The 25020-nt window shown below is 67.8% G+C and carries 27 protein-coding genes; 12 read left to right on the top strand and 15 right to left on the bottom strand.

Annotated elements, in window-relative coordinates; all coding sequences use genetic code 11:
• Positions 1-2: 2 nt before the first annotated feature.
• Complete coding sequence (locus ACX12F_RS27870) at positions 3-638, bottom strand: TetR/AcrR family transcriptional regulator (protein ID WP_459367456.1); 636 nt, start codon at positions 636-638, stop codon at positions 3-5.
• A gap of 78 nt (positions 639-716) precedes the next feature.
• Between ACX12F_RS27870 and ACX12F_RS27865 the strand changes: the two genes are divergently transcribed.
• Positions 717-2186: a flavin-containing monooxygenase gene (locus ACX12F_RS27865; RefSeq protein WP_459367455.1), complete on the top strand. Its 1470-nt coding sequence runs from the start codon at positions 717-719 to the stop codon at positions 2184-2186.
• Between the two features lie 83 nt (positions 2187-2269).
• On the opposite strand, the gene rraA is transcribed toward ACX12F_RS27865, so the two are convergent.
• The 3 genes from rraA to ACX12F_RS27850 are packed head-to-tail and all read right to left on the bottom strand — an operon-like array spanning position 2270 to position 3870.
• Positions 2270-2749, bottom strand: coding sequence for a ribonuclease E activity regulator RraA (gene rraA, locus ACX12F_RS27860; RefSeq protein ID WP_459367454.1), 480 nt, complete (start codon positions 2747-2749; stop codon positions 2270-2272).
• 24 nt (positions 2750-2773) lie between these two features.
• Positions 2774-3193, bottom strand: a complete 420-nt coding sequence (locus ACX12F_RS27855; protein WP_459367453.1) for a histone H1-like repetitive region-containing protein — start codon at positions 3191-3193, stop codon at positions 2774-2776.
• Between the two features lie 20 nt (positions 3194-3213).
• Positions 3214-3870, bottom strand: coding sequence for a DUF6474 family protein (locus tag ACX12F_RS27850; protein ID WP_459367452.1), 657 nt, complete (start codon positions 3868-3870; stop codon positions 3214-3216).
• Positions 3871-4693: 823 nt separating this feature from the next.
• Here ACX12F_RS27850 and ACX12F_RS27845 point away from each other — a divergent pair.
• From ACX12F_RS27845 to ACX12F_RS27835, 3 genes are all read left to right on the top strand, one after another.
• A complete protein-coding gene (locus ACX12F_RS27845; RefSeq protein ID WP_459367451.1) occupies positions 4694-5647 on the top strand; it encodes a hypothetical protein in 954 nt (317 codons plus the stop codon).
• Positions 5648-5709: 62 nt separating this feature from the next.
• Complete coding sequence (locus ACX12F_RS27840; RefSeq protein ID WP_459367450.1) at positions 5710-6201, top strand: DUF955 domain-containing protein; 492 nt, start codon at positions 5710-5712, stop codon at positions 6199-6201.
• Positions 6198-7364 (top strand): hypothetical protein, encoded by a 1167-nt coding sequence (locus ACX12F_RS27835; protein WP_459367449.1) that lies wholly within the window; start codon positions 6198-6200, stop codon positions 7362-7364. Before ACX12F_RS27840 ends, ACX12F_RS27835 begins: the two co-directional genes overlap by 4 nt.
• A gap of 47 nt (positions 7365-7411) precedes the next feature.
• Here ACX12F_RS27835 and ACX12F_RS27830 read toward each other — a convergent pair whose 3' ends face one another.
• The 4 genes from ACX12F_RS27830 to ACX12F_RS27815 all read right to left on the bottom strand — a co-directional run bounded on the left by ACX12F_RS27830 (position 7412) and on the right by ACX12F_RS27815 (position 9874).
• The gene (locus ACX12F_RS27830) at positions 7412-7810 is read right to left on the bottom strand and encodes a helix-turn-helix domain-containing protein (RefSeq protein WP_020099577.1); all 399 of its coding nucleotides are present in this window, start codon (positions 7808-7810) and stop codon (positions 7412-7414) included.
• A 446-nt stretch (positions 7811-8256) separates the two neighbouring features.
• A complete protein-coding gene (locus tag ACX12F_RS27825; protein WP_459367448.1) occupies positions 8257-8790 on the bottom strand; it encodes a peptidase in 534 nt (177 codons plus the stop codon).
• 160 nt (positions 8791-8950) lie between these two features.
• Positions 8951-9574 carry a superoxide dismutase gene (locus tag ACX12F_RS27820; RefSeq protein ID WP_020099575.1) on the bottom strand — a complete coding sequence of 208 codons (624 nt, stop codon included), beginning with the start codon at positions 9572-9574 and terminating at the stop codon, positions 8951-8953.
• A gap of 144 nt (positions 9575-9718) precedes the next feature.
• Positions 9719-9874 carry a hypothetical protein gene (locus ACX12F_RS27815; protein ID WP_459367447.1) on the bottom strand — a complete coding sequence of 52 codons (156 nt, stop codon included), beginning with the start codon at positions 9872-9874 and terminating at the stop codon, positions 9719-9721.
• A gap of 394 nt (positions 9875-10268) precedes the next feature.
• On the opposite strand from ACX12F_RS27815, the gene ACX12F_RS27810 reads away from it, so the two are divergent.
• The 3 genes from ACX12F_RS27810 to ACX12F_RS27800 all read left to right on the top strand — a co-directional run bounded on the left by ACX12F_RS27810 (position 10269) and on the right by ACX12F_RS27800 (position 12491).
• Positions 10269-10610 (top strand): rhodanese-like domain-containing protein, encoded by a 342-nt coding sequence (locus ACX12F_RS27810; protein ID WP_459367446.1) that lies wholly within the window; start codon positions 10269-10271, stop codon positions 10608-10610.
• Positions 10611-10717: 107 nt separating this feature from the next.
• Positions 10718-11632 carry a DUF4328 domain-containing protein gene (locus ACX12F_RS27805; RefSeq protein WP_459367445.1) on the top strand — a complete coding sequence of 305 codons (915 nt, stop codon included), beginning with the start codon at positions 10718-10720 and terminating at the stop codon, positions 11630-11632.
• Between the two features lie 4 nt (positions 11633-11636).
• Positions 11637-12491: a glycerophosphodiester phosphodiesterase gene (locus tag ACX12F_RS27800; protein ID WP_459367444.1), complete on the top strand. Its 855-nt coding sequence runs from the start codon at positions 11637-11639 to the stop codon at positions 12489-12491.
• A 9-nt stretch (positions 12492-12500) separates the two neighbouring features.
• Here ACX12F_RS27800 and ACX12F_RS27795 read toward each other — a convergent pair whose 3' ends face one another.
• From ACX12F_RS27795 to ACX12F_RS27785, 3 genes are all read right to left on the bottom strand, one after another.
• Positions 12501-13049 carry a ferritin gene (locus ACX12F_RS27795; protein WP_459367443.1) on the bottom strand — a complete coding sequence of 183 codons (549 nt, stop codon included), beginning with the start codon at positions 13047-13049 and terminating at the stop codon, positions 12501-12503.
• 149 nt (positions 13050-13198) lie between these two features.
• A complete protein-coding gene (locus tag ACX12F_RS27790; protein WP_459367442.1) occupies positions 13199-13966 on the bottom strand; it encodes a CPBP family intramembrane glutamic endopeptidase in 768 nt (255 codons plus the stop codon).
• A gap of 60 nt (positions 13967-14026) precedes the next feature.
• The gene (locus ACX12F_RS27785) at positions 14027-14830 is read right to left on the bottom strand and encodes a DUF2470 domain-containing protein (protein WP_459367441.1); all 804 of its coding nucleotides are present in this window, start codon (positions 14828-14830) and stop codon (positions 14027-14029) included.
• 172 nt (positions 14831-15002) lie between these two features.
• Between ACX12F_RS27785 and pheA the strand changes: the two genes are divergently transcribed.
• Positions 15003-15857 (top strand): prephenate dehydratase, encoded by an 855-nt coding sequence (gene pheA / locus ACX12F_RS27780; RefSeq protein WP_459370537.1) that lies wholly within the window; start codon positions 15003-15005, stop codon positions 15855-15857.
• On the top strand, positions 15854-16528 hold the full coding sequence (locus ACX12F_RS27775) for a histidine phosphatase family protein (RefSeq protein WP_459367440.1): 675 nt from the start codon (positions 15854-15856) through the stop codon (positions 16526-16528). The genes pheA and ACX12F_RS27775 overlap by 4 nt, the downstream gene beginning before the upstream one ends.
• A 1-nt stretch (position 16529) precedes the next feature.
• Here ACX12F_RS27775 and ACX12F_RS27770 read toward each other — a convergent pair whose 3' ends face one another.
• From ACX12F_RS27770 to ACX12F_RS27760, 3 genes are read right to left on the bottom strand one after another with little or no spacing between them, the layout of a single operon-like run.
• On the bottom strand, positions 16530-16727 hold the full coding sequence (locus ACX12F_RS27770; protein WP_459367439.1) for a hypothetical protein: 198 nt from the start codon (positions 16725-16727) through the stop codon (positions 16530-16532).
• A 49-nt stretch (positions 16728-16776) separates the two neighbouring features.
• A complete protein-coding gene (locus ACX12F_RS27765; protein ID WP_459367438.1) occupies positions 16777-17127 on the bottom strand; it encodes a metallopeptidase family protein in 351 nt (116 codons plus the stop codon).
• Positions 17128-17129: 2 nt separating this feature from the next.
• Positions 17130-18599: a septum formation family protein gene (locus ACX12F_RS27760; protein WP_459367437.1), complete on the bottom strand. Its 1470-nt coding sequence runs from the start codon at positions 18597-18599 to the stop codon at positions 17130-17132.
• Positions 18600-18709: 110 nt separating this feature from the next.
• Between ACX12F_RS27760 and serS the strand changes: the two genes are divergently transcribed.
• Positions 18710-19966 carry a serine--tRNA ligase gene (gene serS, locus ACX12F_RS27755; RefSeq protein ID WP_459367436.1) on the top strand — a complete coding sequence of 419 codons (1257 nt, stop codon included), beginning with the start codon at positions 18710-18712 and terminating at the stop codon, positions 19964-19966.
• A gap of 19 nt (positions 19967-19985) precedes the next feature.
• Complete coding sequence (locus ACX12F_RS27750) at positions 19986-23321, top strand: ATP-binding protein (RefSeq protein WP_459367435.1); 3336 nt, start codon at positions 19986-19988, stop codon at positions 23319-23321.
• Here the strand turns inward: ACX12F_RS27750 and ACX12F_RS27745 are convergent.
• Positions 23311-24039 (bottom strand): hemerythrin domain-containing protein, encoded by a 729-nt coding sequence (locus tag ACX12F_RS27745; protein WP_459367434.1) that lies wholly within the window; start codon positions 24037-24039, stop codon positions 23311-23313. The two genes, ACX12F_RS27750 and ACX12F_RS27745, sit on opposite strands and share 11 nt — an antisense overlap.
• A gap of 108 nt (positions 24040-24147) precedes the next feature.
• Here ACX12F_RS27745 and ACX12F_RS27740 point away from each other — a divergent pair, with 108 nt between their 5' ends.
• Complete coding sequence (locus ACX12F_RS27740; protein WP_459367433.1) at positions 24148-24963, top strand: DUF5718 family protein; 816 nt, start codon at positions 24148-24150, stop codon at positions 24961-24963.
• Positions 24964-25020: the final 57 nt, after the last annotated feature.

Here is a 25020-nt window from a genome sequence, read left to right as displayed (position 1 = left end):
ACTCAGCTGCCGTAGATGCTGTTCAGCCAAATGTGGGTGAGGGTGTTCACCACGTCGTCGTGAGCGACGGCACCCGGCTCACCGGCCAAGGTGGCCATGATCATGCGCTCGTTCATGAGATTGAGCGAGGTCGCGAGGTCGCGGGCCGGCATGGTCTCCGGGGCGGCGCCGCGCGCGCGTTCTGCGGCAATCAGGGCGGCGGTCAGGTTGATCCACTTCTGCATGAGGCCGGCCCAGAACTCGCGGAATTCGGGGACCGTTCTGACCGCTTCGACGCCCGCCCTGGCGGTGGCCGGGTGGGAGCCGAATGAGCTGAAGAAGATCTCGATGCCGTGCCGGATGGCCTCCCTGGGGTCGGCCGGCATGTCTTCGAGTGCGCCGTCGAACCCGGTATCGGCGCGCTTGATCAGTGGATCGAGCAGCGACAGCAGCACTGCTTCCTTGGACGAGAAGTAGAAGTAGAACGTCGGCCGCGAGATGCCGGCGCCTTTGGCCAGGTCATCGACGGAAATCTCCGCGAACGAGCGCTGCTGCAAAAGCGTTGTCGCGGTGGCCAGAATGGCGGCTTCGCGATCGTCACCCGAGGGTCGAGCCGCACGTCGGCCCCGGGGCGCCCGGGTCTGTGCGGCGGTACTCACGCAGCTGAGCCTAACAGTTTGTCGAGTTTTTCAACACACTGTTGACCGGCTCAACACCACGTTGATACCGTCGGTACCATGATCGAACACTTCGATGTTGTCATCGTCGGCGCCGGGATCTCCGGCATCAGCACCGCCTGGCATCTCCAGGACCGCTGCCCCACCAAGAGCTACGTGATCCTGGAGCGTCGGGAGAACATCGGTGGCACCTGGGACCTGTTCAAGTACCCGGGTATCCGCTCGGACTCGGACATGTTCACTCTCGGCTTCCGGTTCAAGCCGTGGGAGTCTGCCAAGTCGATCGCCGATGGCCAGTCGATCTGGAACTACATCAACGAGGCCGCCGACGAGAACGGCATCCGGCAGCACATCCGCACCGGTCAGCAGGTCACCTCGGTGGACTGGTCGGACGCTGACAACCGCTGGACCATCACCATCACCGCCGGTGGCGAGGAAATGCAGATCACCGCGTCGTTCCTGTCGGTGTGTAGCGGCTACTACAACTACGACGAGGGCTACTCGCCCGAGTTCCCGGGCGCTGCCGACTTCAAGGGACAGATCGTGCACCCGCAGCACTGGCCCGAGGACCTGGACTACACCGGCAAGAATGTCGTCGTGATCGGTTCCGGCGCAACGGCCGTCACCCTGATCCCGTCACTCGTGAACGGTGGAGTCGGCCACGTGACCATGCTGCAGCGGTCGCCCACGTACATCGGCGCGCTGCCGCTCGAGGACCCGGTGGCCAAGCAGACCAACAAGTACCTGCCGAAGCACCTGGCGCACTTCGCCAACCGCTGGAAGCAGATCGGCTACAGCACCGCGCAATACCAGCTGGCCCGCAAGTTCCCCGCGGTGTTCAAGAAGGCGCTGCGCCAGATGGCCGAGCGTCGGCTGCCCGAAGGCTTCGACTACGACAAGCACTTCAGCCCGCGCTACAACCCGTGGGACGAGCGAGTCTGCTTGGCGCCGGGCGGCGATCTGTTCAAGGCCATCCGCTCGGGCAAGGCCGGCGTCGTCACCGACACCATCGAGACCTTCACCGAGAACGGCATCAAGCTGAGCTCCGGTGAGGAGCTGCGGGCCGACATCATCGTCACCGCAACAGGTTTGAACATGCAGCTGTTCGGTGGCGCGGTCGCACACCGCAACGGTGAGCCGATCGACCTGCCCTCGTGCATGACCTACAAGGGCCTCATGCTGTCGGGCGTCCCGAACATGGCGATCACGTTCGGGTACACCAACGCGTCTTGGACCCTCAAGGCCGACCTGGTCTCGGAGTTCATCTGCCGCGTGCTGAACTACATGGACGCCAACGGGTTTGACCGCGTCGAGCCGCAGCACCCGGGTGGCAGCGTCGACGAGCTGCCGTTCATGGACTTCACCCCGGGCTACTTCAGGCGTGCCATGGACAGCCTGCCCAAGTCGGGTTCGGAAGCGCCGTGGAAGCTGAAGCAGAACTACTTCTTCGACATGCGGACCATCCGGTACGGCAAGGTCGACGAGCAGGCCCTGCAGTTCACGAAACACCGGGTCGCTGTGAACGCGTAGTTCACTGCCCTACAGTCGCGAAAACCCCCAGAATCAACGGATTTTGGGGGTTTTCGCGTTGCCGCGAGCGGGTCCGGTTCGGATCAGGGAGAGACGACGACGATGCCGTCGTCGTCGCAGTAGGCGATGTCGCCCGGGACGAAGGTGACGCCGCCGAAGGTGACCTCGACGTCGCGCTCGCCGGCACCGGTCTTGGTGCCCTTGCGGGGGTTGGTGCCCAGGGCCTTGATGCCGACGTCGATGGTGCGCAGAGTCGCGGCGTCACGCACCGGTCCGTTGACGACGACACCGGACCAGCCGTTGTCGTGAGCCAGGCCGGCGATGATGTCGCCGACGAGGGCGGTGTGCAGGGATCCGTCGCCGTCGACCACGAGGACGCCGCCGTCGCCCGGCGTGGACAGGATCGACTTGAGCAGGGCGTTGTCCTGGAAGCACTTCACCGTGGTGATCCGGCCGGCGAACATGGTCCGACCGCCGTAGTTCTGCAGCTGCAGATCGCAGCTACGGACATCGGGATAGATCTCGTCGACGAGGTCAGCGGTGGCGCGGGGTTCGATGGTCACCCGCTGATTATCTCAGGGGCGCTGTCAGTCCGCGGCGCGGCGTCGGACCAGCAGCACGACGAGTAGGGCCAGCACGCTCGCGGCGATGATCGCGGGCGCCGGCACCCGGGAGCGCTGGGGAGCGGGCGGAGCCAGCGTGAGGATGGGCAGCGGGGCCTGAGGTTCGGGAGTCGGGGCCGCGGGCTCGGGTGCCGGCGGCTGCGGTGGCGCGACCTTCGGCGGAGCCTTCTTCGCGGGCGCCTTCTTGGCCGGGGCGGTGGTGGCAGCCTTCTTGGCGGGCGTCTTCTTCGCCGGCACCTTTTTGGCGGGCGCCTTTTTGGCGGCGGCTTTTTTCGCCGGCGTTTTTTTGGCGGGGGCCTTCTCGGCCGGTGCCTTATCGGCGGGTGTCTTCTTCGCCGGAACGCTGGGCGATGTCTCGTCGGGGGAATTCTGCTCGTCTGCCATGCGGATGCTCCTCCGAGCGGTTACGACACCCCGAGCCGGGCGAGGACGTCCGCGTCGATGCCGTTGAGTTGGTTGTCGATGGCTGCGTGCGCGGTCCGTCGCTGCGGAGCCGGCATGTTCTCCGCTGCCGTCACCGCGGCGGAAAGGTCGGCCAGCTTGCTCGTCAGCGTCGTCACGAACTGCTTGGTCTCGGCGTCCTTGGGCTTGTTCTCGGCCACCTGGCGCAGCGAGCGCTCGGCTCCCGCGATTCGCGCGGACAGCACGCCTCCGGTGCCGGAGAACTGGCCGATCTGGCTCAGCGGCACACCCAGCTGGTCTGCGCGGCGCTGGTCCAGAGCTCCGCGCGCGGCGATCGCCGCCCGGTACGCCACAGGCACGACGACGGGGGCGAGGATCCGCGACACCAGCAGCAGCCGGCGAATCTTGGTCGGCGACAGCAGCTTGCCCTCGCGGACGGCTTGCAGCTGAGTTTCAGCAACTTTGAGCGCCATCTTGTCGCTGTCACGCTGGGCTTTGACGCCGGCCCGGTCGCGCTTCGTTTGCCGACGGCCGTCCGCCTTGATACGACGGGCCTCGTTCCGCGCGGACAGCTTCGCCTCGAGTTTTGCCTTCGCCTTGATCGCCTTCGCCTCGGCGCGGCGGGTTGCCCGGCTCTTGCGTCGCTTGAACAGACCCATTCCGGCTGACCTCCCGGTCTCCTCGACACGTGTGCACGATCTTGCTGCGATGGTGACGTCACCTTATCGTCCGTGGACTGGAATCGGGCACCGGGTCACGCGTCGAATTCGGCCGCAATTCAAGGGTGGAATTTCCCACATTTCTCGCTACTTTATCCAGCAAACAAAGTCCGGCGGCTGTGAGACAATTATTCGGAATTCATCTGAGCGGGTTTTTGATGCCATGAAAGCGGAGGGGACGATGGCGCCACGCCAACGCATAGCTACAGCTGCCGCTCTGATGGCATCTGGGCTGTTGATCGCTGGCATGGGAGGCGCGAACGCCTTCGCTGATTCTGCAGGTTCAGGTGGTGCCTCGAGTGACCACAGTGGCGGTGCTGCTCACGATTCCCAGAAGCCCGATGGCAGCTCAGCCGCTGGTGGCGGGCATGGGGCGCCCGGCCGGACGATCAAGCCGGCCGGCGGCCAGTCCGACGCCCCGTCTGCCGATAATGCCGATTCGGGTGTGAAGAAGGATAAGCGCGGCACATCCGGCAGCGTTGCTCACGGTGGTTCGCAAACCGGTGTCCAGGGTCCGGGTAATGCCGGCGAATCGGGCAACAACGCGTCCCAAAGCAATCCTTCCAGCAAACAAAAAACGGGTAGTTCCCCGGGTCGATCCGAGGAATCCGGAACGCCAAACCCGGCTGCTGGCGAACATCAGCCGTCGGCAGGTTCGTCGACGCCGCAGACCGAAACGGGGACGACGGGCAGCACCACGGCGCCCGCAACGACGGGCGCGACAAGCCAACCCGCTCCGACCGGCGCAACCGAACCGACAAGCGTGACCGGCCCGGCGCCGGCGACCGCGGTGGGCCTCCCCAGTCTTCGGCTCCCGAGCCTCCCGAGCCTCCCCGACATCCCGGGTCTCCTCGGCCTCCCGGCCTTTCCCCACCTTCCTGCGCTGCCGAGCCTGCCTGCCCTGCCGGCCCCGAGTGGCGTCACTTCCGGAAGCGGTTCGGCCAGCCCTGCGTCGTCGGCGTTGCCCACCACAGCGCCCGCCAAGACGACTCCCGCTCCGACGACCACCCTCAACCTGATGGGCCTGACGTTCTCCCTGCCGGCCGCGGCGGTCCAAATGACTCCGACCGGCACCGTGCAGAGCGTGGACCTGACGAAGATTCCGCTGGCGTCGCTGGTACCGAGATTGCCGCTGTGGGACCAGCTCCCGCAGCTTCCCGACATGTCGAACATCCCGGTGCTCGCTCAGCTGGCCGCTATTCCGGTTTTCGTGCTCGTCCACTTCGAGCCGGTGTACGACTTCGTCGCGGGCCTCACCAACGCGACGCTCGATGCGGCGACCTCGCTGCCGTTCATGCAGACATCGCTGTCGATGCTGGGCGGGCAAGCCGTGCCGAGCATGGATCTCGGACGGCAGAACCGCATGCCCGCGCCGGCGGCGAGCTTGCCGTCGGCGCCCGTGCTGGACACGCCCGCGTTTCCCGCGCTGAAACTCGATAGCCCGGTCGTTATCAGTGCCCCGGCGGAAATCCCGGTGGTGCGGTCACCACAACCGACCACATTCGGCGCCAAGAACGAGATCGTCGCCGACTCCGCATTCCGCGCCGGATATCCTGATTACCTGCGCGCAGCCGGTCTCAGTGAGGTCGCGGCGGTGGCCGTCCCAGGCTTCACGGGCATCCTCATTCTGACGGGGGCCGGTGGGCTGGTCGGATACCGGCAGGCGCGCGCAGGTCATGTGGTCCGCCGCAGCGGCACCGCACGATTTATGACCTGACGGAGCGGGGCTGCGGCACAATTGATGGCAACAGTGCCAATCGCAGTGAAAGGGGGTTCGGCATGCCCGCGAGCCGCCGCGTCACACGCGCAGTCAATTCGGTGCTGGATCTGGCTCCGCGACGTGGTGAAGTCTCACTTGCCCGTCTTGTCGAAGCCGTCAGTGAAGATCGTGGCCGCCCGATCGAGGTGACCATGGCCGACCTGCCCTCCGGGGTGTGCGGACAGTGGCGCCAGTACAACGACCGTGACGTGTTCCTTTTACAGAAGGGACTGCCGGCCGGTGACAGGACCCTCGCTCACGAGCTCGGTCACCTCGTGCTCGGCCATGACGGCGTCTCGGTCGCCGAGGCCGCCCGCGAGACCACGGAACTGGCCAGTTCGGATCTGATCGCCTACATGCTGAACCAGCGAACCGGCTGCATGGGACCGGCCGGTGAAGAGGCTGAACAGGAAGCCGAAGACTTCGCCGCGCTGCTGATCCACCGGTTGGGCCGCCTGCCTTCTGACCGCTCCTCGATCGTCCAGATCCGTCTCGGCGAGGCGTTTGGTTGATCATCTGGGTAATCGCCGGCCTGCTCGGCCTGGCGACCGGCCTGCGTATCGGTTGGGCCCTGGTCAACAAGCAGTCGCTCGTCAGCGCAGCGATGATCGTGGCACTCGGCAGTCTGGGGTTGGTCGCGGCACTGAACTGGGAGCCGCTCACGCTGCTGCTCGACACGATCCTGCACTGGCCCAACGTGTCCAGCATGCTCAGTCAGGTGGCGCTGATCGCCTGTGCCGCCGGCAGCTGCGTGATGATCACGTCGGCGTCGTCGGGCCGCAAACCGCTGGCCATCCGCCGCATCGCCCTGGCCCAGTACAGCGTCGCCGGGGCGATCGCGGTGCTCACGTTGGTGCTGTTCTTCCTGACCCCGCAGCAGCCGGAGATGGCACCGGAGGAGTACCTGCGCAGAAATCTCGGGTCGGGCGGCAACTCGTTGTCGTGGCTGCTGCCGCTGTTGTACGTGCTACTGGCGCTGACGCTGGTGGCGTGGGCCGGTGTGCGCAACTCCAACCGGACCCGGCGGGGCCGGGCACTGTTCGTGTTCAGCGTCGGCATCGTGCTGATCGTGCTGGCCAGCGCCTTCATCCTGCTACGCGCCGTGGGCAGCACCGAACTGGTCGGCGTCGGGGCGGCAGCGACGATCCTCGGCTGCGCCATGCTGGTGGTGGCCAGCGGCTCGCTGCTGCCCAGCGTCGAGGATTGGTTCGGGGCGCGGCGGGAACTACGGACCATCGCTCCGCTGCTGGCCGAGCTCAGTCGCCGTCATCCGAACATCGGCATCGGGGTGCGTCCGCGCGGCCCGCTGCTGTTCCGGGTCGCCGAGCAGATGTCGCTGATCTCCGATGCGCTGTACCTGGAAGCCACGGCCATCCTGGACGGCGGCCATGTCACGGACACCGAGCGCGTCGACGTGGCACCGGACACCCAGGCGCGGCGCGTGGCCAGCTGGATTTATGACGGTCGTAGCGATCGACCGAAGAGTGGTGGTCCCCGGACGAAGTTCCCGGGGCCGGCCTGGCTGCGCCAGCCGGCGACGTATTCGGACCGCGAATGGATCCTGGCGATTGCTGCGCAGTACCGGGAGTTGGATCGGCAAGGTAAGGCTGACGCGGCGGGAACGGCCACCAAGGCTTCTGTAAGCCGGGTTAAAGCAGTACGACCAGCGGATTAACGGAATCCGCTGGTCGTATCGTGGTCAGCCCGATCGGGCTAACCAGACTAGCTGTCGAGGTTCTCTTGGCGACGCAGCTCATCGACCTTGTCGGCGAGGTCCTTCTTGGCCTCGGGGGACAGGCCGACGGTACGAGCGGCAATGCGGCGGATGCCCTCGTCGCGCATGTTGGCGAGCCAGGTCAGCTCCTTGTCGAGCTTCTCGTAGTACTCGTCGTCGGTGAAGTAGGCCGGCTTGATCCGGAAGAAGTTGGCAAGCGCGGCCATGGTCGCGACGGACGGGTTGGTCCGGTTGCCCGATCGCAGCTGCGACAGGTACGGGGCGGACATGGTCACACCTTCGGCCTTGAGTGCAGCGATGACCTCGGCAGATGTGTGGGCACCGCGTCCTGGCGGGTAGACGGTGTCAAACAGCCGGTTCAGCCGAGCGGCGAACGTCATGCTCATCGGTTATTCCTCCACTTAGCGATATCTGCAGGCGTCAGTGTCACTATTTGCTGACTATCGTAGCGAGAGTTGCGCCGAGAGCCAAGTGCAAACCAGGGAAAACTCGATCCAGCTACCACACTTGTCTGTCGAAAAGCCTGCGAGCTGGGATTCTGGGTGCGGATCCGAGCGCTCACCTGGGGCCAGGTGAAGCAAATTTTGACGCGTATGCTATTTTGCCCGGACTTCGGCTGCACGTCGCGCCGCGGTCTCTGTCGAGCGGTGGACGATTCAGCAATCCGCGAGCGGGGCGGGCGGTGTCGTCCAAAGCATTTGCCGTGAGCGTACCGGGAATTAACCGTGGCGGCATGACGCGGTAACCGTGCACGCCGGTTGTCGAACCACCGAAACGGCATGCCGAGGCGTGGCCAAAAAGTGGGCTGCTTTGCTGTTAACCCACTGTTGGGTCAGGCGGCAAGCAGCATTGCCAGTATCGCGGTATCGGGGTGGCTGATGGGATCCACGCCGACCCGGCTGACCATCGACGTGATGGTGCCGTCCGCCTCGGCTTCGACCCAGGCGGCGCGGTGATCAAGTCCCAGGTAAGGGAGTCCGGGTAGCAGCAGGCAGCCGGAGGCGGCGCCGCGGCACTCTGGCAGGGATGGTGTCGTCTCGGCGGGCGGATGGAGCATCAGCAGTGCCGGCGGCTGGCGATCGGCGAAGTATCCGGGTGGCACTGCAGCTTCGCCGACAACGGGGCCTTCGGCGAGAACGAGCCCAACCGTTCCAGGCTGTGGATGTTCTGGAAGTTCTTCGCGCGCGCCGAAGATGGTGGTGGTTGCCAGCAAGCCGGGCAACGAGGCCACCCGTACTGCGACCATCAGTAGCTGGGCCCATTCCTTGGTGGAATCGGGCCACCGCCCGGAGACCACGAAGCCCTTCAGTGCACCGCCGGAATGGAACGGCGCAATTTCGACCGCTCGACCAGACTCGCTGTCCATGGCTGCCTCCGAGGGCTCAATCAATACTCCAGGATCCGGCAGTCACGGGTTAGCACGCAAGAGTGCCCGAGTGCCAGGTGTTTCCCCTGAGTCCATTGTGAACGAGAACGGGGCGCCGCGCAGAAGCGCGACGCCCCGTTAACGAACCGGAAACGCGAGATCAGCCGAAGATGAGGCCGTTGGTCTTCGTGGTGGCAGCGGCGAAGCGCTCCTGCACGTCGGCCCAGTTGACGACGTTCCAGAACGCCTTGACGTAGTCGGCCTTCACGTTCTTGTACTGCAGGTAGAAGGCGTGCTCCCACATGTCGACCTGCAACAGCGGAATGATGCCGAGCGGCACGTTGGCCTGCTGGTCGTACAGCTGGAAGGTCAGCAGCCGGCCGCCGAGGCTGTCGTAGCCCAGCACCGCCCAGCCGGAGCCCTGGAGGCCGTTGGCGGCCGCGGTGAACTGTGCGCGGAACTTGTCGAACGAACCGAACTGGTCGTCGATGGCCGCGGCCAGCTCGCCGGTCGGCTTGTCACCGCCGTTGGGGGACAGGTTCTTCCACCAGATCGAGTGGTTGACGTGGCCGCCGAGGTGGAAGGCCAGGTTCTTCTCGTTCAGGAAGATCGCGGCGTGGTCGTCTCCGGCTCGTGCCTCTTCAAGCTTGGCCACCGCATCGTTGACGCCCTTGACGTAGGCCGCGTGGTGCTTGCTGTGGTGGATTTCGTTGATCTGACCGGAGATGTGCGGCTCCAGGGCGCCGTAGTCGTAGTCCAGTTCCGGCAGGGTGTACTCAGCCACAGGATTCCTTCCTTAGATGATCGCGTGCGGGATCAACGACCCTAGTTGGGGTTCGTCCACAGATCCGAGACCACATTGCTCCATCGGTGCGCACACCGCAAGGACACCCCCGTGACAGGGGTGTGGTCGACGTCTGTCGGGGCTTTAGACCAGAACGATCAGAACGAGCACGACGAGCAGGACCAGCGCGATGATGCCGGCGCGGATGCAGGCGATCAGTTGGCTTTGGGTGCGGGGCGGGAAAGCGGAATGCCACTCCGGCGATGCGCCGGAGCCCGGACGCAACGGATGTGCCGCCATTGCATACTCCCTGACCTGCCAGAACAACCCTGAGTTCCCGTTCTCGAGCGGAGTGAGGATTGTCACAACCGGATGTTGTGACGCCGATCATAACCATTTGCCGGCGGGAGGGGGAAATCGGGCGCCATCGGCGGCGGGTCGGCTCTGCGCCGCCGGAATTACTTAGCTCGGCAAGCTTTTTCGCTCGTGCCGCACATCGGCCTGTTGATCAGTTGGGACGAATGCCCCTTGTTTATCCCCAGTCAATTTCCGGTTCGGTGCACTTTGGCCGGTACGGACGGCTGCTTGCTCTCTGCAGGCCTGTGGATGAATCTGTGGAAACTGTGGATAGTTGGCCGATTGCTGTCGTGGCGTCCCGTGGTCTGCGAGCGCGACTCGTGCCAGCATGTACCCCATGGACGATGTGCACGTGCCGCAGATTGACGTCGATCAGTTGCCCACCGAGTTCGACGCGACCGCCGTCCTCCTCGATGTGCGGGAAGACGACGAATGGGCCCGCGGCCATGCCGCCGGGGCGCAGCACATCCCGATGGGCGAGGTGCCTGCGCGGCTCGGCGAGATCGATGGTGACGCCGCGCTGTACGTCATCTGCCGTTCCGGCGGCCGGTCGCTGAAGGTCTCGCATTACCTCGCCCGCAACGGCTTCCAGCCGGTCAACGTCACCGGCGGCATGGTGGCCTGGGCAGGTTTGGGCCGCGCCGTCGTCACCGACGACGGCGCCCCCGGCGCCGTCTGACGGGCCCGTAGGCTGGTTCCGTGATCCAGGTCTGTTCCCGGTGCTCGACGCGTTGGAACGTGCGTGATCGCCAGCGTCAGTGGTGCCCGCGCTGTCGCGGTCCGTTGTTGGCGCCTGTCGCGCAGGTGCCGGCCGCCGGTAAGGCGAAGTCGTCGCGCGGGTACCGGTGGATCGCCGTCCGGCCCGGCCCGGCGCCGAAGCCGCGGCGACACCAACCGCCGCTGGGGCCGACGCCGCACTACGACTACATTCCGCGATGGGGCCTGACCGAAGAGTTCGACGAGCAGGTCTCTGGGCCGGACGCGGCGCAGGAACGGTCCCGTAGCGGACCGTCGACCGGGACGGTGCAGGGCGTCGCGGCCATCGCGATGATCGCGCTCGGCGCCGCGGCCCTGATGCATGTCGTGCGCTACATCCTGTTGCTGATCAACCGCACGGTGCTGCTCAACCCGTGGGTGGCCATCGCGGGCAGCTGGCTGGGCGTCGCGGCCAGCGTCGTCGCGCTGTTCACTGTGCTGGCGGTCGCGATCGTGCTGACCAATTGGCTGATCGCCCGCCGCGCAGCCGCGTACCACCGGGCCGGCACCACGGACCCGCGCCGCCGCTGGGTCTTGTGGGTGGGCTGCCTCGTCCCGGTGCTGAACATGTTCCTCGCGCCGGTGTTCGTCACGGAGATGGCGACGGCCGAGAACCGGATGAGCGCGTTGCGCCGTCCCATCGGCCTCTGGTGGTCCATCTGGGCTGTCTCGGGTCTGGTCGTCCTATGGTCCATCGGGGGCATGTTCGCGACCGACCCGCAGGGCATCGCCGACAGCACCGAGGTGACGGTCATCGCCTACCTGATGGGCATGCTGGCGCTGGCCACCGTCCTGCGCGTCTATCACGCCTTCGAACGGACGCAGGCCGATGCACCCGGACACCGCTGGGTGGTCGTCGGGGCGCAAGAAACAGACGAAACAGAGGTGTCGGCCACCGAATCGGCGGTTCCGGCCCCGCCCACACCAGAGGAACCGGCAGCATAGGACCATGGGCGTGGACGGCAGTGGCGGCACAGACGGCACACGCAACAACTCTTTCGTGGTGGCGCACCGCGGGGCATCGGCCGAGCGGCCCGAGCACACGCTGGCGGCCTACGAGCTGGCCCTGAGCCAGGGCGCGGACGGTCTCGAGTGCGATGTCCGGCTGACGCGCGACGGGCATCTGGTGTGTGTGCACGACCGCAAGGTGGACCGCACGTCCAACGGCACCGGGCTGGTCAGTGAGATGAGCCTGGCCCAGCTTCGCGAATTGGATTACGGCGCATGGCATCCCAGCCGCGCCGAAGGCGGCCAGAGCTCGGCCGGCCTGCTGACCCTCGACGAGCTGATCCGGCTGGCGCTGGAGTGGGGCCGCCCGGTGAAGCTGTTCATCGAGACCAAGCATCCGGTGCGGTACGGCGCGCTGGTCGAGAGCAAGGTGCTGGCACTGCTGCACCGCTACGGCATCGCGGCGCCGGCGTCGGCGGATCTCGCTCGCGCCGTGGTGATGTCATTCTCGGCGGCCGCGGTGTGGCGGGTCCGCCGCGCGGCGCCGATGCTGCCGACCGTGCTACTCGGCGAGACGTCGCGGTACCTGGGCGGCAGTGCGTCGACGACCGTCGGCGCGACGGCAGTGGGCCCCTCCATCACGACGCTGCGTGAGCATCCCGAACTGGTCGACCACGCCGCCGCGCACGGGCGTGCGCTGTACTGCTGGACCGTCGATCACTACGAGGACGTGCGCTACTGCGCGGATCTCGGCGTCGGGTGGGTCGCCACCAACCACCCAGGCCGCACGAAGGACTGGTTGCAGAACGGGCTCACCGGCGCGGGTCCTGCCGCCGGCCAGGACGCGGAAACCTAGCGCTCGGGTCTAGAGGTTGCCGCCGGCGGCTTCGGGCGCGGTCGGATCGGCGGCGCCGGTGCCGGCCAGCTCGCGCGCGACGAAATCCTCGAGGTTGAACAGGTTCTCCCTGGCGCGGTCGGCGATCTTCACCAGAGTGGTGATGGTCGCGACCTCTTCGACCTGCTCTTTGAGGAACCACTGCATGAACTGCTCGCCGAGGTAGTCGCCCTCTTCGCGGGCCACGCTGGCCAACCGGCTGATCTGCTCGGTGACCACCCGTTCCTGGGTGAGCGCGAGCTTGAGGGCGTCGGTCGGCGAGGTGAACCTGTTACGCACCGGGTCGACGCCGGGAATCTCGACCTCGATGTCCCGGTCGAGTAGGTACTTCACCAGCATCATGGCGTGGTTGCGCTCCTCGACGGCCTGCGCATAGAAGTGCTTGGCGAGCTGGGGAAGGTCTTCTCCGTCGAAGTAAACGGCGACCGCAATGTATTGCTGAGACGCGCCGAATTCGCTCCGAATCTGTTCCTGAAGGAGCTGGTGGAATTTCGTCTCGAGGCGCGTCACGTCGGGCATGAAAATGAAGATAGTGCAGGTCAAAGGCACTTGTCAGGCAAGGTCAACCTAATTCAGGAGAGCATATCCTTACCGGTGGCCGGCCCGATATATTCGAATTCGAATTGCTGAATAGAAATAGAGGCAAGCCGTGTTCGGGGCCGCGGCAATTACCTCGAGTGCAGCCAACCCAAATGGCGGGCAGCCAACGCGTAGCCGACGAATGCCACCGCATCGATCACGCCGTGTCCGATGATCAACGGCCACAACCGGCCGGTGCGTCGCCACGTGTAGCCGAAGACCAGCCCCATCGCGATGTTGCCGAGTCCGGCGCCGAACCCCTGGTACAGGTGATAGCTGCCGCGCAGCAGCGCCGACAAGACCAGCGATTTGGTGGGGGAGACGTCCAATTGGCGGAGCCGGGTCAGGAGGAACCCGACGACGACGATCTCCTCGGCCCAGGCGTTGGCGAACGCCGTCAGCAGCAGGACCGGAATACGCCACCAGGTGTCGCCGAGGGTGCTCGGCACCACGTCGACGCCGATGCCCAGGGCCCTTCCGGCCAGGTACAGGCCGAGTCCGGGCAATCCGATCAGCGCGGCGAGTCCCAGGCCGCCGAGGAGATCGGGGCGCCACCGGAACCGGCCGAGCCCGATCGCCGCGGGCCGGAAGCCGGTGCGCCACAACAGGTACAGGGCCAGGCAGCCCCAACCGGCCAGGGTGAGGACCGGGCTCAGATTGAGCAAGAAGTCGATGAAGTCGATCGGTGAGCGTCGGTGATTGAGTGCGACCTTCTGCCCGGACAGGCCGAGAATGACGGCCTCGGCCAGGCTGACCATCGCCGTGTAGGCCGACAGGCCGAACGTCACCGCCAGCATCACGGCGATCTCGATGCGCAGCGCGCGACGTTCGGTGTGCTCCTGCTGCGGCCCGGTCATCGCAGCTACCGTAACCGGCGTCCAGCTATCGCTCTTCGGGTAAGCGGCTCATCGGCGCGCTCAGATCCTGCGTGCCCGCAGCCCGTTGAGGAACGGGCAGCCCATCAGCGTGCGGATGGCGCGGCTGAGGCTGGTGACGTCGTCGACAGGCTTGCTGAACGGCAGCCGGACATCGTGGTCGCCGTCTTCGCGTTCGACGCGCAGCTGCACGCCGTAGCGGTCCAGGCCCAGCGGACGGACGTGGCCGTGGCGCAGCGTCATCGGCAGCCGGCTGGCGAGCCGGTCGACCAGGTCGCGGTGTGCACTCTCCATGTGCTGCACCCAATGCGACTCCATGGCGCAGAACGGGTCCGGCCGGGCGTCCAGGAGCGCGCCGACGGGCACCGACTCGGCGCCGGTGGCGTCGGCCACCACGACGGACTCGATCTCGAGGCGGACCAGCGTGTAGGCGGGGTCGGTTTCGTGGTCGCCAGAGCCGGCATTCACCTGGAGCAGTGCCGGGTGCGGATGCTCGGAGGCGACCAGGTCGAGGATGGCCGCGACGCGTGCCGCGGGTACCGCATGGAGGCGGCCGCGGAACCAGACAAGGGAGCGCACCCGCTCGCGCAGCGGCAGGGCGGCCAAATCGGTCAGCTCCAGCATGGCAGCGACACCGCCGGTTCGCGCGGCGGCCACCGTAGCGGCGAGCGGGCCGTCTGCCGGCACCGTCAGCACGACGGAGCCGTCGGCGAGCAGGTGGTGGACGGGCGTGGTGGCCGGGGTGACGCCGTCGGCGGCCAGCATCGCGTCTGCAGCCCGGGCACACGCGCTACGGACGCGTTCGGCCGTGGTCGGTGCTGCGATTGTCGTCGTGAGGTCGCGCATGTCCCGCCTTCGCTAGTAAGTGAGGTAAGCCTAAGTTAACTAGCAATGGTTGTCGGCGCAAGGCCTATCGAAAGGTCCGCGTCGCGAGCTCTGCCGGACCGGTAGCCAGTAGGGTTGCGGCGTGGCACGCATCGCCTATCTCGGGCCGCAAGGCACCTTCACTGAAGCGGCCATGCTGCAATTGGCCGCGGACAAACCAGGTTTCGAACCGGTCGCTTGTGACAGCTCGGGCGCGGCGGTGGAAGCCGTTCGCCTCGGGACCGCGGACTACGCGTGTGTGCCGATCGAGAATTCCATCGAGGGTTCGGTGCTGCCGACCATGGACAGCCTGTCGTCCGGTAGCGGCGTGCAGATTTTCGCCGAGCACACGCTGGACGTCGCGTTCAGCATCGTCGTCAGGCCGGGGGTGGCCGCCGATGCGGTGTCGACGGTCGCGGCGTTCCCCGTGGCTGCCGCGCAGGTGCGCCGCTGGCTGGCCGAACAGCTGCCACACGCCACCCTGGTCCCCGCGATCTCGAATGCCGGTGCGGCACAGCAGGTTTCCGAGGGTTGGGTGGACGCAGGCGTGAGTACCGCGCTGGCGGCCGCGCGGTGGGGGCTGGACTCGCTGGCCGACGGTGTGGTCGACGAGCCCAATGCCAGAACACGTTTCGTGCTCGTCGGCCGCCCGGGTCCGCCGCCGCCGCGCACCGGCGCCGACCGGACGTCCGTCGTCCTGCGGCTGCGCAACGAACCAGGCGCCCTGGTGGCTGCCATGACCGAGTTCTCGATCCGGGACATCGACCTGACCCGCATCGAATCGCGGCCCACCAGAACGGAATTGGGCACCTACATCTTCTTCCTGGATTGCGTCGGGCACATCGACGACGCACCGGTCGCCGAGGCGCTGAAGGCGCTGCACCGGCGGGTGGCCGACGTGCGGTACCTGGGATCCTGGCCGACGGGGGTGGCCGCCGGCACGGCCCCGCCGGTCACCGATGAGGCGACGCAGTGGTTGGCGGGGCTGAGAGCGGGGGACCGGACATGAGTGGGCGCTTGGTGCTGGTGCGGCACGGGCAGTCGGAGGCGAACGTCGCCAAGCGGTTGGACACCCGGCCGCCGGGGGCGCCGCTGACGCAGCTCGGTCATCAGCAGGCCCGCGACTTCGGGATCGACTGGGCGCATCCCGTCGGTCTGCTGGTGCATTCGGTGGCGCAGCGGGCGAGTCAAACGGCCGCCGCCATCGCGGACGGGCTCGGACTCGACCCGATAGAGGCCCACGGCATCCACGAGGTCCAGGTCGGCGACCTGGAAGACCGCAGTGACGCTGATGCCATCACTCAGTTCGAGGCCCTGTACGAGGGTTGGCAGCGGGGCGATCTCGATGTCGCGATGCCAGGTGGTGAGACCGGACGCGAGGTGTTGGACCGGTATGTACCGATTCTGACGAATCTGCGGGTGCGCACTCTGGACAACCATGACTGGGAAGGCGACATCCTGGTGGTGAGCCACGGCGCGGCCATCCGTCTGGTGGCCGCCCAATTGGCCGGTGTGGACGCCGATTTCGCGTTGGAGCATCACCTGGGCAACGCGCAGTGCGTGGTGCTCAGCCCGATCACGGATGGACGATGGAGCTGCGTGCAGTGGGGAGCCGTGCTGCCGCCGTTCTATCCGGGACACGATCCCGCGGCGCCTCCCGCGCCCGACCCGATGGGCTGACTTACCCGGCGGCGCGCAGCCTGGCCGCGGGCTCTGCGCAGCCGCACCCGACGACGTCGCAGTCGATACGCAAGGTGTGTTCGGATTCAGGCAGCGTGCACGCGTCATCGGTGCATTCGGCGGGCAGACCGACGTGCACGATGACCGTGCCGTGGCAGTGCGCCAGCCCGTCCACGCAGTTGCGGCAGGTGGTGCTCATGACTTCTGTTGTAACACCGTGGTCCGACAAAATCGGGGTGCCGCGCTGCTCAGCCCCAGCCCAGCTCGTGCAGTCGCGCGTCGTCGATGCCGAAATGGTGAGCGACCTCGTGGATCACCGTGATCGCGACCTCGTCGACGACCTCCTCCTCGGAGTCGCACATGTCCAGGAGGGCATCGCGGTAGATCGTGATGGTGTCGGGCAGCGCACCCGCGTAGAAGGAATCGCGCTCGGTGAGGGCAACGCCTTCGTACAGGCCGAGGATCTCGGGTTCGTCCGGGTGCCGCGGTTGCACCAGCACCACGACGTTGTCGAGCGCCGCGGCGAGCCGGGGCGGAATCAGGTCGAGCGCGTCGGACACCAGTTCCTCGAACCGCTGCCGGCCCATAGGTACGGGCATGGCTACGGCGCGGGCGGCGGCGCCACGACCGGTCCGGGTGGTGCACCCGCGCCTGCGGGCCCGGCCGGAGGTGCGGCGGGCGCGGGCTGATCCTCGATCGGGCCTTCGAGGGGAGCACCGGAACCCGGCGCGTCAGGCGGAGGCGGCGGACCGTTGAGGAATGTGTTGCCCTGTTGCTGCTGAGGCGTACCGGGAGCGGCGGGCCCGTGCTGGTCCGGGGTGTCGGTCTGGCCCGGCATGTGCTGGTTGCCCTGCGGTGTCTGTGAGGTCTGCTGGCCACGCTGGTTCTGGCCGGACTGCGAACCTTGCGATGACGAGCCCTGCGATGACGAGCCCGACGACGATGAGCTCTGCGACGACGTGTCCACCGGCGGCTCGACGACCGGGATCGGCGGGAGGTTCAGCCGTTCCTCGGGGATGGCCGGCGGCGCGACGGGCGACTGCCCGTTGATCATCAGCGGCCCCTTGGCGCTGTTGACCAGCGTCGACCAGCCGCCGTTACCGAGCGACGAGCCGATGCTGCACGACACCTGGCGGCTCCCGGCCGTCCAGCTGGGCAGCGCGATCGAGCTGTAGATCAGGGTCAGCGTGGTGCCGCGCAGCTGAACCGGAGCCAGGTACTCATCGGTGGCCTTGGTGCAGGTGTCCTTGATGTAGGCCAGCTGGTCAGGCTCGGTGGGCATGACGTCGTGGTACTTGTCGGCCAGGTTGACCGCGCCGGTGACCTCCATGGCGTGCGGCGCCGAGCAGTCGACCGGGATGTCGATGGGCTGGTTGGTCGCCGGGTCGATACCGAGGCAGGTGCCGGCCGGCCACACCTTGGACTGGTCGACATCGGCGACCTTGCCCTTGTAGGCCAGCTGCTGGCTGTTCGGGCCGAGCAACTGCAGACCGCACAGCATGCGGCGCTGGCCCTTGGTCTTCCAGGCCTTGTCACCGGACCAGACCAGGCTGACCGCGAACTTCCCGTTCGGGTCGAAGCGCGGTCCGAGATAGTCGCGCGCCGCGTTCTGGCACTGCTCCTGACTGATCTGCTTGATCCGGGCGTCCGACGGCGGCGCGGCGTTTGGGCCGTATTCACTGCCCGGGAAGGTGCGCATGTCGAGCGATTCAGCGACCTCGAAGCGGTGCTCGTTCTTGCAGTCGACGATCTCGACGGCATCCGGCGAGCGATCCGGCCAGTTCAGGCAGTCGCCGGGCTTGGCATGGTCCAGGGTGTCGCTGACCCGGCTGGCGTTGACACGGCCGTTGTTGAAGCCGAGCCCCGCCGGGCCGAGCGCGCCCTCGGGCATGACGGTGAGGATTCCGGCGATGAGCAGTCCGCCGAGCGCGGTGAGGACGAGCGCGCGTTGCGTCCCGGTGACATGCATGCCGTGCATGCGTTGCCGCCAGGTGGTCGTCGTCTTCGGTTCGTCGGGGGGCGTATCCAGGCCCGGTTCGACCGCCGCGGGTGCGTCCAACATCGGTTCCATTGTGACAGTCGCAGCTAGAGCTGTGACAAGAGTTGCAGTTGTAACGTTATGTGGTTGTGGCCGGGCCCCGCTACGGACATGGGGGCGGTGCGAAAAGTAGTCTGACGCCCGTGATCGACCTCAAGCTGTTGCGCGAAGATCCGGACCGGGTGCGGGCGTCGCAGCGGTCCCGTGGCGAAGACCCCGGCCTCGTGGATGCGCTGCTGGAAGCTGACGCGGCCCGCCGCGCCGCCATCGCCGAGGCCGACACGGCACGAGCCAACCAAAAGGCAGCGAGCAAGCTCGTCGGCGCGGCCTCGCCGGAAGAGCGGCCCGCACTGCTGGAGAAGGCCAAGGAACTGTCCGCGGCGGTCAAGTCCGCCGAAGTACGTGCGGGCGCGGCCGAAGAGGCCTTCACCGCCGCACACATGGCGATCGGCAACGTCATCATCGACGGTGTGCCCGCCGGCGGCGAAAGCGACTTCGAGGTGCTGGACACCGTCGGCACGCCGACGGCCATCGAGAACCCGAAGGACCATCTGGAGCTGGGTGAGGCCATCGGTCTGCTGGACATGGAGCGCGGCGCCAAGGTGTCCGGCTCGCGGTTCTATTTCCTGACGGGCCAGGGCGCCCTGCTGCAGCTCGGCCTGCTGCAACTGGCCGTCCGGCTGGCTACCGAGAACGGGTTCACACTGATGATCCCGCCGGTGCTGGTGCGCCCGGAAGTCATGCGCGGCACCGGATTCCTGGGTGCGCACGCCGACGAGATCTACCGCCTCGAGGCCGACGACCTGTACCTCGTGGGGACCTCGGAGGTGCCGCTGGCCGGCTACCACTCCGACGAGATCCTGGACCTGTCCGAGGGCCCACTTCGGTACGCCGGCTGGTCGTCGTGCTTCCGCCGGGAAGCCGGCAGCTACGGCAAGGACACCCGCGGCATCATCCGCGTGCACCAGTTCGACAAGGTCGAGGCCTTCATCTACTGCAAGCCCGAAGACGCCGAGGCCGAGCACCAGAAGCTGCTCGCCTGGCAGCGCGAGATGCTGGCCATGATCGAGGTGCCCTATCGCGTGATCGACGTCGCGGCAGGCGATCTCGGTTCGTCGGCAGCCCGAAAGTACGACTGCGAGGCCTGGGTGCCGACGCAGCAGGCCTACCGCGAGCTGACGTCGACCTCGAACTGCACGACGTTCCAGGCCCGGCGCCTGTCCACCCGGTACCGCGACGAGAACGGCAAGCCCCAGACGGCGGCGACCCTCAACGGCACGCTCGCCACGACCCGCTGGCTGGTCGCGATCCTGGAGAACCACCAGCAGCCCGACGGCAGCGTCCGGGTGCCCGACGCGCTGGTGCCGTACGTCGGCACCGCGGTGTTACAGCCCAAGTAGGAACCACGTCGGCGGGGGCATGACGGTGGAGAACCCGGTGCGGGTCACGGTGCTCGGTCCCGTGCAGGCGTGGGTCGGCGACGAGCCGGTCGACCTGGGTGCGCGGATGCAGCGGGCATTGCTGGCCCGGTTGGTCGCCGCGCACGGCCGCACGGTATCGGTCGACCGGCTGATCCATGATCTGTGGGAAGGCGAACCGCCGCCCAAGGCGCTGTCGGCCCTGCAGGTCTATGTCTCGCATCTGCGCCGGGTGCTCGAACCCGACCGGCAGCGCCGGGCGCCGGCCAGGATCCTGGTCAGCGCCGCGCCCGGGTACTGCCTGCGACTACCCGACGACGCCGTCGATGCTTGGCGTTTCGAAGCGAAAGTGGCTGCGGCACAAGAGAAAACCGACCTCAAGCAACGCGCGCAGCTGCTCGACGAGGCGCTGGCCGGCTGGGCAGGTGAGCCGTTCGCAGGTGCCGGTGACGCGTTGTGGGCGGCCCCGGAGGTGTCGCGGTTGACCGAATTGCGGCTGGCGGCAGTCGAAAGCCACGCCGCCGCCCACGTCGATCTCGGGCGGTACAGCTCCGCCATCGCGGCGCTGGAAGGCCATGTCGCCGCGCACCCCGGCCGCGAAGGCGCTGCCGCGATCCTGGCGACCGCGCTGTACCGCACCGGGCGCCAAGCCGACGCACTCGAGGTACTGCGACGCACCCGTGAACACCTGATCGATGAGCTGGGTCTGGAACCGGGCCGGGCCCTGCGCGATCTCGAGCGCGACATCCTGCGCCAGGCCGACCATCTGGAGCCGTCGCGGCCCGCGCCGCTGACGACGTCGCCCCCGGAGATCCTGCAGGTGCCCGAGGTCGCGCCGCGCGAGCGCACCGGCCAGTCGGCCTACGGCCGGGCCGAGGAGCTCGCGACCATCGACGCCGCGGCGCGCAGCGTCGCCGCGGGCGCCAGCGCGGTGCTGTGGATCGGCGGCGAGGCCGGCTCGGGCAAGACCACGCTGGCCGCTGCCGCCGCGACCCGGCTCCGGGTGGCCGGCTGGCGGACCGTGCACGGCCGGTGCCAGGAGGTCCACGGCGCGCCGGCGGGCTGGGCGTGGACCGAGGTGCTCCGCGAACTGGTCGATTCGGCGGATCGCGACCGGCAGGCGCTGGCCCCGCTGCTGCACGACGGCGCCGCCGCCGACCAGGGCACGTTCTGGCTGGGACAGGCGGTGGCCGACGCGCTGAGCGCCGTCGCCGATGATCAGCCACTGGCCGTCGTGCTCGACGACCTGCACCGCACCGACGGCCTCACGCTCGAGTTGCTGCGCCTGGTGGCCGACCGCATCCAGAATTGCCGCGTGCTGGTGATCGCGACATACCGCCCGTCGGAGGACCGCGGTGAGCTCGAGGTGGCGCGCGCGGCACTGACGGTCCACACGTCCGCGCACCTGATTCTCGGCGGCCTGGACGCCGCGGCCACCGCCGCGGTCGCGGCCGACTGTGGACTGACCACCAGCGGCGAAGCCCTGCGCCTGCTGCGTGAGCGCACCGGCGGCAACCCGCTGTTCGTCCGCGAGCTGGCCCGGCTGATGGCCGCCGAAGGACCGGACGCGGTGTGGGCGTCGGTGCCGGTCGGCGTGCGTGACGTGCTGCGGCGCCGGCTGGCCCGGCTGCCCGGGCAGACCGTCACCGCCCTGCGGCAGGCCGCGGTGCTGGGCCGCGACATCGACGTCGACCTGTTGGCCGAACTGGGTCGCAGCGACCCCGACGACCTGCTCGACGCCCTGGAACCGGCCGTCCTGCTGGGCCTGCTCGACGAGCCCACGCCGGGCCGGCTGCAGTTCGCGCACGGGCTGGTCCGCGACACGCTCTATGAAGACACCTCGAAACTGCGCCGGTCCCGATTGCATGCCGCCGCGCTGGAACTGCTGCGCGCACCCGGTCGCTCGGTTGACCACGCTGCTCTGGCCCACCATGCCGTCGCCTCGGCCACCGCGGAAACTGCTTCGGCCGCGGCCGATTTCGCGACCGCCGCCGCGCGGGACGCGGGTTCGGTGGGAGCCCATGCGGAGGCCGCCCGGCAATGGCGGGCCGCGGTGCAGATGCTGGAACTCGCGGCCAGCCGTGCTGTCGCCCCCACCGAGGCGATGCTGGACCAGGACATCGAGGTCCGCTGTGGACTGATCGCCGCGCTGGCGCAGTCGGGCGACGCCGTCACGGCGCGCAGCGAGATGAAATGCGCGCTGCAGCTGGTGTCGGGCCGGTCGCGCGACGACCTGGTGGTGCGCATCCTCACCGCGTGGGACACCCCGCTGGTGTGGCGTGACCGGGAATACGACGAATCCGACGGCCAGATGATCGGACTGCTGCGCCATGTGCTGGCCGGTCCTGAGAGTACTGGGATCACCACGTCCGACCGAGTCCGGCTGCTCAAAGCGCTCTACGTGGAACTCGAGGGCAACGATCCCGAAGGCGCGCTGGCCGCCAGCACCGAGATGCTCGCGCTGGCCCGCCGGGTGTACGCCGGCGATCCTGGGGCGGGCCGTCTGCTGTGCACGGCGCTCAACGTCCACGCATTCTGCGCTCTCGGGCCCGACCTCGACACCGAGCGGGACGCGCTTGCCGCCGAACTGCTGCAGACCGCCGAAGCCGCCGAACAGGCCGACTATCAGGCGGTGGCGCACTGGCTGCTGTCGCTGGCCGCCGGCAACCGCTCCGACCTGGTGACGGCCAAGCGGCACGTCGACCTCGCGGTCGCGCGGGCGAGCACCGGCCAGTTGGTCCACCTGCTCGGCGTGTTGGGCCTGTTCCAGGCCCGGATGTACCTGCTGGCCGGTCGCCTGGAGGAGGCGGTGAGCGCCTACACCGACCTGGCGGCGCGCATGGCCGAGAACGGGGCCGCCAACGGTGCCAAGCTCGCGATGGTCGGCCGGGTGACGGGCGAGTTCTGCCTCGGAGATCTGGGCCTGCTGGCCGACGAACTGGTGTTCTTCTACCGAGAGATCTCGGTCGCCGCGCTGGACGCGGCGGTGCTGGCGCTGGTCGCGCGAGGCCGCGAGGCCGAGGCCCGGGAGCTTTGGCAGGACCGCAAACCGATTGAGCGGGCGTACTTCTGGGTGCCGTTCACCGTGCTGCGGGTCAACGCCGCCGTGGCGCTGGGCGATGTCGACGAGGCCCGCGTGCGGGCCGCCGAACTCGAGCCGTACTCGGGCCTGATCGCCGGGCTCGGCGTCGACGGTCTGATGGTCGGCCCCGTCGACGACGCGCTGGCCGCGGCCGCCGACGTGCTGGGCCGGCCCGACGACGCCCGCAGGTACCGCGTGGCCGCCGAGGCGCTGCGGGCGCGGCTCGCCGCCGAGGCCCGCGGCTTCATCGACTAGCCAAGGATTCCAACGGGCTCTGCGCGAGGTCGCCGAAGACTGTGCGCATCACGCGCCGGTGCCGCACCGCCAGCACGGTGAGCATGGCCCGCAGCCCGATGCCCAGCTGCCCCGCCATCGAGGCCCGCTCGTCGTCGGTCATCACCGCGAGCGAGCGCGGACCGTCGAACGACATCCGGCTGCCGGCCCGGGCGGCGGCTTCCACCGACTCCCAGTCGGCGACCGACACGTGTTCGGTGATGAGCGGGAACAGGTCCTGTTCTTCGTCGTTGATGTGCTCGGTCAGCATCGCGGTGAGTTCGGCCAGCTCGAAGGCCATGAGGAACGCGACCTTGCGGTCACCGTTGGACAGCCGGAATGCCGCCGCGCGGGCGCGCAGCTGATCCAGGCGCGGGTCCAGCGCGGCGTGGTCGTCGGTGAGTTCGCTCAGATCCAGGTGGTCGCCCACGCTGGCCTGGATCACCGGCCACAGCACGGTGTCCTCGGTGCTGTGGTGGTGGTGGATGGAGTCGCACAGCATCTCGATGTACTGCGAGATGGCGCGCGCCCTGGCTGTTGTGCAGATGACATTGCGGTCGCGCACGGCCTTGGCCAGCTCGGTGAGCCGGACCAGGTCGACGAGCATGGCGCGGTGCGCGAGCGTGATGCCCAGCAGGTCGGGCATGGGTTCGCCGGCCTGGCGGGGTGTCACGGTGACGGGATGGAGGGAGGTGGGCACAGCAGACTCCTTGGTGGTCAGGTTGGTGGACAGCCTGGCCGCCGTGACTTAAGCGCGACTTGGTTGCGGCTTGTCGGTGCTGGTCACAGCCGCAGTAGGGTGGCAGCCATGATCGATCTCGACCTGGACGACATGCGTGGCTGGTTCGGCTTCGGGGTGGCGGGCAACTTCGCCGGACACCTCGAACAAGCCGGGGAGGCAGTCGATTTCGTCAACGTCCGGTCGGAGGGCGGGGCACCCAAGGGCATCTTCCCGTGGTACGCGCCGGGTAGCGACACCTTCCTCGGGGAGTTCCCGCTGTCGACGGACGCGGTGATCCTGCCGGTAAGTGACATCCCGCTGAACCTGCAGATCGAGCCGGAAGTCGGCCTGGCGTGTGAGGTGTCTTGGTCGGGTGACCGGGTGGTCGGGCTGCGGCCGTTCGCGCTGGGTGCGTTCAACGACTGCTCGATCCGCCGGCCGGGCGCCCCGAAGATCAGTCACAAGAAGAACTGGGGTCCGGCGTCCAAGGGCGTGGCCCCTCGGTTCTTCGAGATCGACGACCTGAGCCCCGACGGCCCGACGTCGTCGCTGCATCTGGCCAGCTTCCTGGACGACGGCACCGGTACCGAGCACGCGTACGGCCAGGACAGCCCGCTGCTGGGCTACTCGTACTACGGGACGCAGCTGCTGGAGTGGATCGTCGACCGGCTGGCCAACCAGAAGGGTTCGGACGACACGCCTCTGGAAGATGTCGGCGCCCTGATGGTGGCCAGCGGTCACCCGACGCACCTGCTCGTCGGCATCGGCGCGACGCGGTACACCGAGCTGGGGGAGTCGACCTATCTCAAGCCGGGCGACCAGGCCATCGTGCGCGTGTACGACACCGCGTCCGACGACGTCTCGGAACTGCGGCAGACGGTGCGCGCCGCGGATGAGCCCTAATTACCTCGCTGATTTGGGCGTAGCATGGGTGCACGTCGGGGCCATCGGCCGGAGGTA

The organism is Mycolicibacterium sp. HS_4_1 (assembly GCF_054515875.1).
This window is presented reverse-complemented; position numbering and strand designations above follow the sequence as displayed.

Coding starts and splice junctions, on each gene's coding strand:
- ACX12F_RS27865 (WP_459367455.1), top strand. CDS start 717: ATGATCGAACACTTCGATGTTGTCATCGTCGGCGCCGGGATCTCCGGC.
- ACX12F_RS27855 (WP_459367453.1), bottom strand. CDS start 3,193: ATGGCAGACGAGCAGAATTCCCCCGACGAGACATCGCCCAGCGTTCCG.
- ACX12F_RS27850 (WP_459367452.1), bottom strand. CDS start 3,870: ATGGGTCTGTTCAAGCGACGCAAGAGCCGGGCAACCCGCCGCGCCGAG.
- ACX12F_RS27840 (WP_459367450.1), top strand. CDS start 5,710: ATGCCCGCGAGCCGCCGCGTCACACGCGCAGTCAATTCGGTGCTGGAT.
- ACX12F_RS27830 (WP_020099577.1), bottom strand. CDS start 7,810: ATGAGCATGACGTTCGCCGCTCGGCTGAACCGGCTGTTTGACACCGTC.
- ACX12F_RS27825 (WP_459367448.1), bottom strand. CDS start 8,790: ATGGACAGCGAGTCTGGTCGAGCGGTCGAAATTGCGCCGTTCCATTCC.
- ACX12F_RS27815 (WP_459367447.1), bottom strand. CDS start 9,874: ATGGCGGCACATCCGTTGCGTCCGGGCTCCGGCGCATCGCCGGAGTGG.
- ACX12F_RS27810 (WP_459367446.1), top strand. CDS start 10,269: ATGGACGATGTGCACGTGCCGCAGATTGACGTCGATCAGTTGCCCACC.
- ACX12F_RS27800 (WP_459367444.1), top strand. CDS start 11,637: ATGGGCGTGGACGGCAGTGGCGGCACAGACGGCACACGCAACAACTCT.
- ACX12F_RS27795 (WP_459367443.1), bottom strand. CDS start 13,049: ATGCCCGACGTGACGCGCCTCGAGACGAAATTCCACCAGCTCCTTCAG.
- ACX12F_RS27790 (WP_459367442.1), bottom strand. CDS start 13,966: ATGACCGGGCCGCAGCAGGAGCACACCGAACGTCGCGCGCTGCGCATC.
- ACX12F_RS27785 (WP_459367441.1), bottom strand. CDS start 14,830: ATGCGCGACCTCACGACGACAATCGCAGCACCGACCACGGCCGAACGC.
- pheA (WP_459370537.1), top strand. CDS start 15,003: ATGCTGCAATTGGCCGCGGACAAACCAGGTTTCGAACCGGTCGCTTGT.
- ACX12F_RS27775 (WP_459367440.1), top strand. CDS start 15,854: ATGAGTGGGCGCTTGGTGCTGGTGCGGCACGGGCAGTCGGAGGCGAAC.
- ACX12F_RS27770 (WP_459367439.1), bottom strand. CDS start 16,727: ATGAGCACCACCTGCCGCAACTGCGTGGACGGGCTGGCGCACTGCCAC.
- ACX12F_RS27765 (WP_459367438.1), bottom strand. CDS start 17,127: ATGCCCGTACCTATGGGCCGGCAGCGGTTCGAGGAACTGGTGTCCGAC.
- ACX12F_RS27760 (WP_459367437.1), bottom strand. CDS start 18,599: ATGGAACCGATGTTGGACGCACCCGCGGCGGTCGAACCGGGCCTGGAT.
- ACX12F_RS27750 (WP_459367435.1), top strand. CDS start 19,986: ATGACGGTGGAGAACCCGGTGCGGGTCACGGTGCTCGGTCCCGTGCAG.
- ACX12F_RS27740 (WP_459367433.1), top strand. CDS start 24,148: ATGATCGATCTCGACCTGGACGACATGCGTGGCTGGTTCGGCTTCGGG.